General features: G+C 30.8%; 11 protein-coding genes. All 11 read right to left on the bottom strand.

The annotated features are described in order from the left end of the window. Nucleotides 1–20: 20 nt before the first annotated feature. The 11 genes from KHQ81_02370 to KHQ81_02320 all read right to left on the bottom strand — a co-directional run bounded on the left by KHQ81_02370 (nucleotide 21) and on the right by KHQ81_02320 (nucleotide 13,441). Nucleotides 21–1,289, bottom strand: a complete 1,269-nt coding sequence (locus KHQ81_02370; GenBank protein ID QVK18581.1) for a thermonuclease family protein — start codon at nucleotides 1,287–1,289, stop codon at nucleotides 21–23. Between the two features lie 48 nt (nucleotides 1,290–1,337). Next, nucleotides 1,338–2,705 (bottom strand): ABC transporter substrate-binding protein, encoded by a 1,368-nt coding sequence (locus tag KHQ81_02365; GenBank protein QVK18580.1) that lies wholly within the window; start codon nucleotides 2,703–2,705, stop codon nucleotides 1,338–1,340. A gap of 75 nt (nucleotides 2,706–2,780) precedes the next feature. Continuing rightward, nucleotides 2,781–3,650 carry a carbohydrate ABC transporter permease gene (locus tag KHQ81_02360; protein QVK18579.1) on the bottom strand — a complete coding sequence of 290 codons (870 nt, stop codon included), beginning with the start codon at nucleotides 3,648–3,650 and terminating at the stop codon, nucleotides 2,781–2,783. Nucleotides 3,651–3,660: 10 nt separating this feature from the next. Beyond that, on the bottom strand, nucleotides 3,661–5,163 hold the full coding sequence (locus KHQ81_02355; GenBank protein QVK18578.1) for a sugar ABC transporter permease: 1,503 nt from the start codon (nucleotides 5,161–5,163) through the stop codon (nucleotides 3,661–3,663). Continuing rightward, nucleotides 5,153–6,199, bottom strand: a complete 1,047-nt coding sequence (locus KHQ81_02350) for an ABC transporter ATP-binding protein (GenBank protein ID QVK18577.1) — start codon at nucleotides 6,197–6,199, stop codon at nucleotides 5,153–5,155. The genes KHQ81_02355 and KHQ81_02350 overlap by 11 nt, the downstream gene beginning before the upstream one ends. A 533-nt stretch (nucleotides 6,200–6,732) precedes the next feature. Further along, nucleotides 6,733–7,362 carry a histidine phosphatase family protein gene (locus KHQ81_02345; GenBank protein QVK18576.1) on the bottom strand — a complete coding sequence of 210 codons (630 nt, stop codon included), beginning with the start codon at nucleotides 7,360–7,362 and terminating at the stop codon, nucleotides 6,733–6,735. A 28-nt stretch (nucleotides 7,363–7,390) separates the two neighbouring features. Next, on the bottom strand, nucleotides 7,391–8,575 hold the full coding sequence (locus tag KHQ81_02340) for an acetate kinase (protein ID QVK18575.1): 1,185 nt from the start codon (nucleotides 8,573–8,575) through the stop codon (nucleotides 7,391–7,393). A 16-nt stretch (nucleotides 8,576–8,591) separates the two neighbouring features. After that, on the bottom strand, nucleotides 8,592–9,797 hold the full coding sequence (locus tag KHQ81_02335) for an acetyl-CoA C-acetyltransferase (GenBank protein QVK18574.1): 1,206 nt from the start codon (nucleotides 9,795–9,797) through the stop codon (nucleotides 8,592–8,594). 196 nt (nucleotides 9,798–9,993) lie between these two features. Next, nucleotides 9,994–10,812 (bottom strand): alpha/beta hydrolase, encoded by an 819-nt coding sequence (locus tag KHQ81_02330; GenBank protein ID QVK18573.1) that lies wholly within the window; start codon nucleotides 10,810–10,812, stop codon nucleotides 9,994–9,996. Between the two features lie 12 nt (nucleotides 10,813–10,824). Continuing rightward, a complete protein-coding gene (locus KHQ81_02325; GenBank protein QVK18572.1) occupies nucleotides 10,825–12,135 on the bottom strand; it encodes a 4-hydroxybutyrate--acetyl-CoA CoA transferase in 1,311 nt (436 codons plus the stop codon). A gap of 82 nt (nucleotides 12,136–12,217) precedes the next feature. Next, on the bottom strand, nucleotides 12,218–13,441 hold the full coding sequence (locus tag KHQ81_02320) for an ABC transporter substrate-binding protein (GenBank protein ID QVK18571.1): 1,224 nt from the start codon (nucleotides 13,439–13,441) through the stop codon (nucleotides 12,218–12,220). Nucleotides 13,442–13,475: the final 34 nt, after the last annotated feature.

Raw genomic sequence — 13,475 nt, 5'->3', positions numbered from 1 at the left:
CCTTCTAAATTTGAACTTACTTAATTTTTAAAAGTTAAATCATTTATACTAGATAAAGCTATTTGATAATTAGGTGTTTCTCCTAAATTAGTAAATTCAGAAATATTACCAATAATATCAAAATTCTTACCTACTGGAAATTGTGATTCTTCTACCTTTGGATATAAGTTTGAATCAACTCTAATTTTTATTTCTTGACCATTAGTATCTTCTGCATATACACTAAATGATCCGTTCTTAGAAGTATAGACACGTTTAACTGTTAAATCATTAATTTGAACTAATGTAGATTCTAAATTTTCAACAATAGTATCAATTGTAATTACATTCGGAGTAGATACATTGTCTTTTGAAATGACTTCAATTTTTTTACTAGTTATATTCGATAATTCTAGCAGACCATTATATTGAGATACATTTGCGATAATTCTTACTTCATTGCCTGCTTTCAAACTGTAAATCGGTGTATATCCTGCAAAAATATAAGCAGCATATCCGTCTTGTTCTATAAAGGCACAATAAGTATTTGTCGCAAGTACCCTCGTTATAACACCCGATAGCATTACGTTTTTACCTAAATAAGATTCTTGATTTTCTCTTAATTCTTTAATAGTAACTTGAACTGCTGTATTACTATAGTCATATTCAGGATCTTTTTCTCCCCAAATTCTTCTACCTGTTTGTTGTGTTTCTAATTCAGCTGTATAAAACACATTCGCATAAGGAGATCCTGATAAACCTTTTGTTGATGTGAAAGCTTGTTCTACTAATTCTAGATTAAGTAATCTACCATCATACCATACAAAACCTAAATAACGAGTCCCTGTTGAATCTAATACTTGGTCTTCTCTTTGTAAAACAATTGTTTCTGCATTGGTTAACTTTTCACAAGTGAAACGTGAAGCGGCTTTTCCCCATGGATCTAATTTTGCAGTTGATTCTGGTGTATCAATTCCAATAAATCGCACCTTAAATATTTCTCCATTACTATTAAAATGTGCTGTATCACCATCAACACATCGGTCTAGGGTAACTTCACCTATACCATCTTTAATAAATTCCTTACCTTCATAACTTGCTTCAAGTTTAAAATCATCTGTATAATCTGTTGTCAACTCTACAGGGGTATTATCCTCTGTTGTTGTTGTTTGTTCTGTTGTTGTTGTTTGTTCTGTTGTTGTCGTTTGTTCAGTTGTTGTTGTTTGGTTTTTATCTACTTGACAACCATACAATAAAACAACTAATACTAATGAACTAAACGCCATGAAAAATTTTCTTCTATTAAACATCTTAACCACCTATGTAAAATAAGTATTTTGTATTTAGGTTATCTTTTATTATCCTTCTAAATTCCAAATTGCATCTTCAAGTGCAGTTTCTGGAGTGATTCCACCAAATAATACATTACCTACTACCATTTCTACTTCATTACGAGCATTTGATGAACCAGTGAATGCTGGGTCATAGAACATATAACTTACTTGTTCAAATGCTGCTTTTTCTGCTAATGCAACATATTTTTCTTCATCACTTGGATTATTTAAGAAATCTTGATAATCAGCATCTTCTAAAGCAGATATTCTAACTGGTAAATATCCAGTTTGTTCTGCCCAAGATATTGTAGATTCTTTACTTGTTAAATGTTTGGTTAATAACCATGCAGCTAATTTTTCTTGATCAGTTGCATTAGACATAATCGAAATATTTGTACCTTGTTGGATTACTGCTTTATTATCAAGATCTTTTTGTGGGATAGGCGCTACACCAATTTCGAATGCTCCATTTGCAGGTACATTATATTTAATACCAGCTGTTGAACCAACTGTCATATAAACTTCTTGGTTTTTAAATGGTTCAGAAGCATAATTTTGCTCCCATTCAGCTGGAATTGTAAATAATCCTGCTTCATGTTGATCATAATAATAATCTAACATTTCTATAGTTTGTGGATTATTAAATAATAGTTCTCCATTAGCACCAGTATATTGTCCACCCCATTGACGAGTCAATGTGATAAATAAGTTTGCTGATGAATCATAAGCAAATCCCCATTTATTTGTATCAGTATGAATTTGTTCTGATATGGTTTTAACTTCATCCCAAGTTTGTGGAACAGTAATTCCATTTGTATCAAAATATGTTTTATTGTAAATTAATACCTCAGTTGATTTGTTAAATGGTAACCCATAAGTTGCACCATCAAATTGTCTATTTTCTTGTAAATAAGCTGGAACGAAATCATCCATTTCTTCTTGGGTAAATCCAATTTCAGAGTTATTGATATATGAATCTAACGAAACAACACCATTACCTGTTAAATAATCAGCAATATGATCTGGATAAGCTAGTAACATAGTTGGTGTATTACCAGTAACAATTGATTGAATTGTTTTATCTCTTAGACCATTATAATCACCTTGGCTAAAAAGTTCTACTGTAACTTGTGGATATTCTTCTACAAATTCAGTCACTAACTCAAGTAAGATTTCTTCCTTAGTTCCACCAAAAGCATGCCAGAATGAAATAGTTACTGGACCAGTGATGGTTGTATCCATTGTTTCTTCTGTTGTTGTCTCCTCAGTTGTTGAAGTATTATCTTTAGTCGTTGTAGTTTGTTTTGTTGTCTCTTCAGTATCAACAGTTACATTACAACCAACAAGTATAAAACCAAATGACACTGCTAATATCATAAAAATTTTTTTCATTTTTTCCTCCTATTTATTTATAACTTATTTATAGATAAGTTTACGAATATCTACAAGAGATACTCGTAAAACTTATTACCCTTTAATACCACTTCGTGATACACCACGCATAATTTGTTTTCTTAAGAGTAAAAATAGAATTAATATTGGGATTGTTACAATCGCACTTGCTGCCATTTGCATATTTCTAGCAGGACGTCCATCAACACTAAATGCTGTATTTAAACCATTTGTAATTAAACGCATAGATACTTCATTTGTAACTAAATTAGGCCAAATATAAGCATTCCATGAACCTAATGCATTCAGAATTGAAATCGTAACAATTGTTGGAGAACCAATTGGTATCATAATTCTCCATAAATATTTAAAGTCACTTGTTCCATCTACTTTCGCAGCATAATACAGTTCATCAGGTATTTGTTTAAATGTTTGTCTTAAAAAGAAGATATAGAACACACTTGTCATAAATGGTATAATCAACGCTTGAAATTGGTTAATCCAACCAAAGTTTGATACCGTAACGAAGTTAGTAATGATAAGCATTTCTCCTGGAATCATCATCGTTGATAATAATGCACCAAATAAGAAATCTCTTCCTTTAAAAGATAAGCGAGAAAAGGCAAATGCTGCTAATATTGTAGTTATTAATGTACCTAATGTAGAGAAGAACGCTACAATGATTGTGTTTTTAAAGAATATATCAAAACGAGCTTGTGGATTATAAGTAAAAGCTGATTTAGTTTTACTGAAGAAATTAGACCAAGCAATATCTTTTGGAAATAATGTTGGTGGAATTAATTCAACTTCAGCTTTAGTCTTTAAAGCAGTTACAATCATCCAATAAAATGGAATTATAATAAATATTGCTAATGCAATAAGAAATAGATAAATCAATACTTTAGATACTATATGCCAAATTTTATAATTTTTATTTTTTTCCATATTCATCACCTTAATAATGTACTCTCTTGCGACTTACCTTCATTTGAACATAAGTAAATGCAAGAATTATCATGAACAGAATAACTGACCCAGCTGATGCCCTTGCTATGTTACCTGGTGTTCCATAATTATTAAGGAAACCGTACACATACCAAACGATTGTTCCTGCAGCTCCATAATTACCTGTTGGACCTGCTTTATCACCAAACATTGCGATAACAGAAGCATATGCTTTAAATGCACCTATACATGATGTAATCGTAATATAAAGAATAAATGGTGAAAGCAGTGGAACAGTAATTCTCCAAAATACTCTAAATTTTGAAGTTGCATCAACTTGAGCTGCTTGATAATATTGTTTATCTATCCCTTGGATACCTGATAAAAATACCATAATTTTAAATGGTAAAGCTGACCAAATTGTATAAATCATAAGTGAAATTAAGATATGTAAATTATCAGCTTTAGGTGCCATCCAATTTGTATCAAGTCCTGTTACTAAATTAATTAGTCCATATTTTTGATTAAACAACATACTAAATACCATACCAATCGCAATAACGTTTGTTACATATGGTAAAAAGAAGATTGTTTGGAAAAATCCTTGCAATTTTTTTATTGAATTTAATGCAACAGCAATCAATAAAGAAATTAAAACAGAAATTGGAACTGATACAAAAACAATTATAAATGTATTAAAGAATGGTCTCCAGAAACCACGAGTATTCTGCCACATTGCTTGAAAAGTTCCGCCATATCTTTCAACATATCTAGGATCAATTTTAAATATATCAAGATAATAATTTAATCCTATTCCCTTATATTCACCCGTTAAGTAATTTAAGTCAACTTTAAATGACATTATGAATGTATTATATAAAGGGTAAACTAAGAATATTAAGATTAAAACAAGTGCTGGAGATAAATAGATGTAAGCATGAGCTACATCATGAATATCTGTTTTGTTTTTCATATAATATTTTTTGTAAGGTTCCAAAGTAATTAAGTTTTTAACATATAATAATGGATTAATCACAAACTTCTTAACAAAGTTAAAAACATATTGTAAAACATATTTATATAAAGGTTTTGTCAAAAAACTTAAAAACTTCAGATTATAAATCCAAAAAAATATATTACCAATTCCAGTAAATATCATTTTTATCATATCGATAATTACTGCAAAAATAAACATTACCGGATTTCTTACTGATTTTTGATAAAAATTTAAATATTCATTCGTAGTTGATTCTTCTATAAATGTAATATCTTTTTTAACAAATAAATTAACAACTTGAATGATTATATCTACTAATAATACTGGTAGTGATAAGATAAATAAAGATACAAAAAAGATAAATCTAAACAATTTAACAATTAATTTATATAAATTGATAACTAAATTAGTAATAATATGATAGATTTTTTTAAATGGCCAAACAAGTATTTTTATCAATAGATTGGTCATTTTGCCTGTTTCCTGAGGGCTAGTTTGTATTAAATTACTTTTCATACTTAATTCTTTCTCCAGTCTCAGGATTAAATATATGAACGCCTCTGCGTTTTAAACTAATTTTAACATTTTGTCCAGGAACCAAGCGATATTCAGAGTCAATAAATGCACGAACTTGTTGTTTACCAAGTTTGAAACGAATTAACGTATCTCTACCAATCGTTTCCACATTTTCAATATGAATCTCAAATCCATTACCATCTATCATGAATGCTTCAGGTCTAATACCAACCTCTATTTCATTATCTGGTACATTAAGTTGGTAAATATTATGACCATCAATTGTTAAATTTCTATTTTTAACAACACCTTGAAGTACATTAATTGGAGGGTTTCCTAAGAATTTTGCCACAAATTTATTAATTGGTTCATTATATAATTCTTGAGGTTCCTCAACTTGTTGAACGATTCCTTCTTTCATGACTATAATTTGGTCTGATATACTCATCGCTTCCTCTTGGTCATGTGTAACAAAGATCGTTGTAATTCCTGTTTCTTGTTGAATACGTTTTATTTCTTCACGTGTTTCTAAACGTAAACGAGCATCTAAGTTTGATAAAGGTTCATCTAATAATAGTATTCTTGGTTTCTTTGCCAAAGCTCGAGCAATTGCTACACGTTGTTGTTGACCACCAGATAGTTGAGATGGCTTTCTATTCATCAACATTTCTATATGTACTAATTTTGCCATTTCAAAAGCAATTTGTTTTGCTTCCTTTCTTGGGACTTTTAAATTTTCTAAAGGAAACATGATATTTTGCTCTACTGTCATATGAGGATATAGTGCATAATTTTGGAACACCAATCCAATTCCTCTTTTTTCAGGAGGTAAATCTGTTACATCTTCCTCTCCAAAGAAAATTTTTCCATCTGTTGGATTATGTAAACCTGCTAACATAAATAATGTAGTTGATTTCCCACAACCAGATGGTCCTAATAAACCTGTTAATTTACCTGATGGGAAAGTAACTGTCATATTATCTACTGCAACTGTTTCAGTAAACTTTTTAGTTAATCCTTCTAACCTAACTTCCATTAGTCTTTTCTCCTTCTTAAATTATAATGAGCATACCTTTTTAATTATAAAGGAACACACAACAAAATTCTACAATTTTTTACATTTACTAATCTTTAAAAAAATTTTTCTTTAATTACTACCATTCTAAAAAATTTTTCATAATATATAAATGTAAAATCTCATTTAATATTTTGTTAATCCTTAAAATTAAAGATAATAAAAAGGACTTTATATTCAATTTTAAAGTCCTATAATGTTAAAAATGCAATACTAAAAAGAGGTGCGAATTGTTCGGATAATTTGTATTTTACAATTAATTAATAAATTAGTTAAACTCTGACACATAACTATCACCATTTTTTCTTTAACCTCTATTACCAATAATATGTATTTTTATTATAATATATTTGGTAAATAAAGTAAATAAATATCACTTACAAAACATAAGAAAATTATATTTATTTAGACATTTTTTTACAATACTACGTTTTTGAACAGGGAAGCCCTCTCAGGCTTCCCTTAATTTGTATTTAAAAAATATTAATACTTAATCAAGCGTGATTTATTAGATAAGATAAATCATTTAGTTTTTGGATGATTTTCATCCCTTGATCATTTTTTTTCAGAAATGAAACTCCCCCAGATATTCCTTGAAAAGCAATGTCCTTTGTACCACTAATATCACCATATATCCACATTGTAAAGAGCATACTTAATGTTCCACCATGTGATACAATAATTATATTTTCTTCTGGTGAATTTTCAATTTCATTTATAAAAGGTAAAAGTCGATGATAAAAATCTCTTTTTGATTCAGCATCAGGTAAACACTTAAAATCAAGTAGTGAAGTATTACTATTATATTCTTGTTGGTTCTTATGTAACCATTTGATACTTTTCCCAGTCGCACTCCCTAAATTTATTTCTCTTAATTCAGTTCTATAAATAGGCCTTAGGTTTAAATATTTTGATACAATTTCCGCCGTTTGTTTGGTTCTCAATAAATCTGAAGCGTACATGGTATAGTTTGTTGTATCAGATAATTGTTTTTTTAGTGCTCTACCAATGGAATCAGCTTGTTGTTTACCTAACTCAGTTAATTCCCAATCTGTCCAAGCGCCAATCATCCCATTTGTATGGTGTATAGATTGAGTATGTTGAATAGTAATTATATTCTTCATTTTATCTTACCAACTTTCACACTTAATACTAATCGTTAATTAATCGTATGACATCACGAGCTATCATCACTTCTTCGTTTGTCGGAACAATAAAACATTTTATCGAAGAATTTTTAGTTGATATTAATCGTTCAACTCCACGTACATTATTTAATGATTTATCTAATTTGACCCCTAAAACATCCAATCTATCTACTATTTCTTGTCGTGTTAATGCTGAATTTTCACCAATTCCACCTGTGAATGCAATTGCATCAGCACCACCTAATAAAACATGATAACTAGCGATATAAGATGCTATTTTTCTCGTAAACATGTCTTGAGCCAATTGACAACGATTATTTCCCTTTTTAATTCCATCTTCAATATCACGAGAATCATTACTTAAGCCACTAATCCCTAATAATCCAGATTTTTTATTTAAATCACTTTCAATTTCTGATAAAGTTCTGTTTGTTTTATTCATTATAAATGAAATTATAGCTGGGTCTATGTCTCCACAACGTGTTCCCATAATTAGTCCTGTTAATGGGGTAAATCCCATGGTCGTATCAACTGATTTCCCATTTTTAACAGCACATATACTTCCACCATTCCCTAGATGACAGACAATAATATTTACTTCTTTTTTACCCAACAGTTTTTCTACTCGGTTTGAAACATACTTGTGAGATGTACCATGAAAGCCATATTTTCTTACACCATATTGTTCATACCAATTATATGGTACACCATAGATAAAAGCTTCCTTTGGCATCGATTGATGAAATGAAGTATCAAAAACACTTACCGATGGAATATTTGGCAATAATTTTTGGAATAGTTTTATTCCTGTTAAATTTGCAGGATTATGCAAAGGTGCTAAATCAGACAGCCTATCAATTTCATTGATTACTTCATCATTTATAACCACAGAATCTGAAAATTTCTCCCCACCATGTACCACACGATGACCTACCCCTTTTATTTCTGATAAGTCATTAATCACACCAAATTCTGTCAAACTATCAACCAATAATTTAACGGCTATTTCATGATTTTTTATAGGCATTATGTTTTTTTCTTTTTTATCTTCTATTTTAAAGTTAAAAATGGCATCATTTTTCCCAATACGCTCAAAATTCCCTTCTACTAAAGTAATTTCTTTAGGCATATCAGTTAATTTAAATTTTAAGGATGAACTCCCTGCATTTACTGATAATATTTTACTCATTTGACACCTTCCCTCATTATACAAGTTTTAATACAACTGCAGTTCCCATACCGCCTCCGATACATAAAGAAGCTAATCCATAGGTAACATTTCTTTTTTTCATTTCATGAATTAATGTGACAATAATTCTATTTCCACTCACACCAACAGGATGTCCTAATGCAATTGCTCCCCCATTAACATTCGTTCTTTCAAAGATAGATTCTTTTGTTTCATTATAAGCTTCACACAATTCATGAACAACACCTAAACTTTGAGAAGCAAAGGCTTCATTTAACTCAATTAATTCCATCTGGTTAAATGATAAAGAAGCATGATTTAATGCTTTTTTAATTGCTGGTACTGGTCCTAATCCCATAACAGATGGGTCTACACCACCTTGTCCAATTCCAACAATTTCAGCAAGTGGTTTTAATTGATATTTCTCTACAGCTTCTTCGCTCGCTAATAAGACCATACTAGCCCCATCATTTATCCCTGATGCATTACCAGCAGTAACCGATCCATCTTTTTTAAATGCTGGACGTAATTTTGCTAATTTTTCTAAATTGGATCTACGATTTGGATACTCATCATCAGCAAATACTATCGTTTCTTTTCTTGTTTTCACTTCTATCGGTACAATCTCATCTTTAAAACGTCCACTATCAACTGCTTTAATTGCTTTCTCTTGTGATTTAATCGCAAATGCATCTTGTTCTTCTCGTGAAATATTATATTTATCTACAATATTTTCAGCAGTAATTCCCATATGATATTGATTATAAACATCAGTTAACGCATCATAAATCATATGATCTTTAGCAACCATATTCCCCATTTTATACCCACTACGAGAACTATTAGGAATTAAAAATGGTGTTTGACTCATCGACTCAACGCCACCAGCAAAAATTAAATCACTTAAACCTGCTTTAATATTGGCATATCCATTCATTACTGCTTTCATTCCACTACCACATACCATATTTAATGATAATCCTACAACTTCTTTTGGTATTCCGGCATTTATGGCAACTTGTCTACCGACACCTTGTCCTAATCCTGCTGACAATACATTACCAATAATGACTTCATCAATTAAGTTGACATCAATTTTTGTTTCATCCACAATATTTTTGATTAATGATGCTCCTAAAGTAGCAGGATGAACCGTTTTTAACGTCCCCAGGAAACTACCAATTGCTGTTCTTTTTGCGCCTACTATAAATACTTTACTCATACTTTTTTTCCTCCCTCATAATAAAGCGCTTACATATTTGGCACTAAAAAAAATAATTCCCCTCGAATTATTTTACAAAAATATGTAAACAGTTATATTTTTAGTATAATAGAACCCCTATTATTTGTCAATAATAATAGAAATTTCTTTAAATATATTATGATATTTAAATAAAGAACCTATTAAGGTCCTTTATCTAAATTAAAACACTTACCGTTGTATCTGAATTAACAAATCCATTGATTAAACAAATAAAAACCGTTGGATTTTCATACATAGAAGCATGACCACAACCTGGAATGATGACTAATTTAGAGTTTGTGATTTCTGTATGTAAAAATCGCTGTTCTGGTAGTGGGGTTAAATAATCATTTTCAGCGCCTACAAGTAGTGTAGGAATAAATATTGTATTCAACACATTTCTTACATCATAACCTTCCGCACTCTTAATTAAACGAATCATTGCATCTAAAAATGGTTTTTTAAAAACTTGATGTAATAATTTCTCTCTATTTTTCATCCAATCAATATTTTTTGTATAAAAATCTGGTGAATAAATAACAGGAATTGTCACTTTATAAAATGCGTTTGCATCATTTGTTTCAGCAGTTGCAATCCAACCCCTACCGATATCTTCAAGCCATGGTGAGGTATAACTTGCCGTATTAAATACGATTAACTTATCGATATAAGCTTGATACTTCACCGCAAATTGTAGTGCCACTTCTCCACCATAGGAGATTCCAACGACATTTATTTTATCTAACTTTAAATGCTTAATTAAATTGTAGACTAATTCAACTTGTAGGTCTTGCTTATAATCTTCATCAATTAATTTTTCACTATTTCCTTGATCAAAAAAGTCAACTAATATTATCTGATTACCTTTAAAAGCATTTAAAAATAATTTCCAACTTAATGTTGACATCATGATGCCATTTAATAATAGAATTGGTTTTCCTGTTCCATGTACTTCATAATATACTTTTTTCCCATCTAACTCAAAAAAAGACACCTTATCACCTCTTTAATAAATCAACCCAATCTCTTTTGCTTCTTTTAATAATTGTGCTTTGAATTTTGGATGAGCGATATTGATTAATCGTTCAACTCGTTCTTGTATATTTGTCCCTCTTAATGCTGCAACACCATATTCAGTAACAACATAATCCACATCATTACGTGATAAAGTGACTGCTGCTCCTTGTTTTAATTGTGGAACGATTTTAGAAATTTCTTCTCTTTCACCAGTTTGTGGATTTTTAACCATAGTAGTTGAATATAAAGCAATAAATGAACGACCATTTCTCGCATTTTGTGCACCAATAGCAGTATCTGCTTGGCCACCTGTCCCACTAAATTGAACTGATCCAATTGATTCTGATGCACATTGTCCTGTTAAGTCGACTTCAATGGTCGTATTAATCGAAACTTGATTATCATTTTTTCCGATAACATAAGGATCATTCACATAATTTCCATCTAATATTAAACATGATGGATTATCATCGATAAAATCATATAATTCTTTTGTACCTAAAGCAAATGTAGCAACCATTTTACCTTTGTGCATTGTCTTTTTCTTACCTGTAACAACACCTGCTTTAGCCAATTTCATCAATCCTGTCGTTAACATTTCAGTATGAACACCTAAATCTTTTTTATCCATTAATGATGCTGCAACTGCATTAGGAATACCACCTATTCCCAATTGAATACAATCGCCATCATTAATATATTCTGCGATAAAAGACCCAATTTTTAAATCTCTTTCATTTGGTTCTGTATCTTGCAACTCAGGGATATCATAATTTACTTCTATGAAATAATCTATCTCATCAACAGATACCTCAACATCTCCAAATGTACGAGGTAATTTTGGATTAATTTCTAAAATAACTAAGTCAGCAGCTTCTATCATTCTTTTCTCATAAGTATTACTTAATGATAAGGAAACATACCCATGCTTATCCGGTGGGGTAGCATTTCCAATATATATATTTGGTTTAACATGGTCTAACCTTTTAGTACCAGACAAGTGTAAATGATTGGGAATAAATGAAATATTTCCATTTTTATGCGCTTTTCTTAACGGTCCTGTATAGAACCATCCATCCATTGCAAAAGATTCCTTGTATTCTGCCTTTACAAAATAGTCTGCATTAATCATCGGTAAACAAGTAGTTGTTTTCACATTTCTTACTTTATCAGCTATTGTGTGTAATTTTGATAATGTCTCACGCGCTTCTGCTGCCCCTAATCCAGTGACTATAACATCATTTGTTTTAATCATAGAAAGTGCTTTTTCAACTGTAATAATTTTATTTTTATAAGACATATTCTCACTCCCTAACTATTATTTGTTAATTTATTAATTGGGGAAAAATATTCTCCCCCAATTAATTAGACTATATTTTTTACTATTGATCTAAAATATCATCAATTGATTGCATTGGTTGGAATGGTGCCCATCCAATAGGACTTGTTGGATCCATTTTTGATAGAGACATCTCTTGAGTTCCTAAACGTTTACCATCAGAGTAATCAATTAATCCACCAAATGGATTTTTAATTGGAGCAGATTCAATTGCATCCATATAACTTGCCCAAGTTACTTCATCATCTTCAGGAATTGCTTTTAATCCTTCAACGAAGAAATGTCCTGCAATCCAACCTGTCATGGCATATGCATTAGCGCTATAGTCTTCATCGCCATCAACTTTTCCAATCCATTCTACATAATCAGCTACCGCTTGAGGGTCGCTCACTACATCTACCCATGAATTAGCATAAATGTCAAATGATGTTCCAACTTCATCTTTTACAGCATTTGTCATTTCAATACTAGCATTTACATAAGTAGTAATTACTGGACTTTCATTCCCTTGAGAAGCTAATTCTTTAGCTATTTGTGGGAATGTCCCTTGAATCGCAGCGATAATAATCACATCGACATTCATGTCAAGTATTGATTGAACTGCTGCAGATACATCTTCAGCAGCAGGAGCTACTTGTGATGATACGACAGTCATTCCACCAGATATAGCTGCTTGATTATTAATACCACTTAATAAATCTTTTCCAGCATCATCATTTGTATAGATAACACCTATTTTACTACCTTCGAATTGACCTTTTGCCCATGCAGCCATGATACGACCTTCCATTGGATATACTGGTTGCACTGGATAAATACCACGATCTTGACCGAATGCATTTTCATTATATAATATACCAGTTCCTGTTGCAAAGTAAACTGATGGAATTCCAGCTTTTTTAATATCATTTAATGTAGCGCCAACAAGTGGTGTTCCAAAATGTCCTACAAATGAAAAGATTTTTTCGTCTTCAATCATTTTTTCAACACATGCTTTTGCTTTTGTTGTATCCCACTCAGCATCTTGATGAACGTATTTAATCATACGTCCATTAACGCCACCTTCATCGTTGATCATTTTAAAATAAGCTTCAATTCCAGTTTTGAATGGTACACCAACTGGTGCTAAAATCCCTGATGTAGCAACACAGTTACCAACTTTAACTTCTTTGTCTGTAACACCTTGCTGACCATCATCATCTTTCTTACATCCGGTTATTAATACAGCTACAACAACAAGTAATAACAACGTAAACAATTTTTTCATATTTCTCCTCCATTTTTTTAATCACATCTATTAA

The organism is Mycoplasmatota bacterium (assembly GCA_018394295.1).
Classification (GTDB): domain Bacteria; phylum Bacillota_I; class Bacilli_A; order Haloplasmatales; family Haloplasmataceae; genus JAENYC01.
The sequence above is the reverse complement of the archived record's forward strand: the minus strand, read 5'-3'. Positions and strand labels throughout refer to the sequence as shown.

Excerpts from the sequence above, each read along its gene's own strand:
- KHQ81_02355 (QVK18578.1), bottom strand. The coding sequence starts at position 5,163 with ATGAAAAGTAATTTAATACAAACTAGCCCTCAGGAAACAGGCAAAATG.
- KHQ81_02360 (QVK18579.1), bottom strand. The coding sequence starts at position 3,650 with ATGGAAAAAAATAAAAATTATAAAATTTGGCATATAGTATCTAAAGTA.
- KHQ81_02350 (QVK18577.1), bottom strand. The coding sequence starts at position 6,199 with ATGGAAGTTAGGTTAGAAGGATTAACTAAAAAGTTTACTGAAACAGTT.
- KHQ81_02345 (QVK18576.1), bottom strand. The coding sequence starts at position 7,362 with ATGAAGAATATAATTACTATTCAACATACTCAATCTATACACCATACA.
- KHQ81_02335 (QVK18574.1), bottom strand. The coding sequence starts at position 9,797 with ATGAGTAAAGTATTTATAGTAGGCGCAAAAAGAACAGCAATTGGTAGT.
- KHQ81_02320 (QVK18571.1), bottom strand. The coding sequence starts at position 13,441 with ATGAAAAAATTGTTTACGTTGTTATTACTTGTTGTTGTAGCTGTATTA.
- KHQ81_02370 (QVK18581.1), bottom strand. The coding sequence starts at position 1,289 with ATGTTTAATAGAAGAAAATTTTTCATGGCGTTTAGTTCATTAGTATTA.
- KHQ81_02340 (QVK18575.1), bottom strand. The coding sequence starts at position 8,575 with ATGAGTAAAATATTATCAGTAAATGCAGGGAGTTCATCCTTAAAATTT.
- KHQ81_02365 (QVK18580.1), bottom strand. The coding sequence starts at position 2,705 with ATGAAAAAAATTTTTATGATATTAGCAGTGTCATTTGGTTTTATACTT.
- KHQ81_02325 (QVK18572.1), bottom strand. The coding sequence starts at position 12,135 with ATGTCTTATAAAAATAAAATTATTACAGTTGAAAAAGCACTTTCTATG.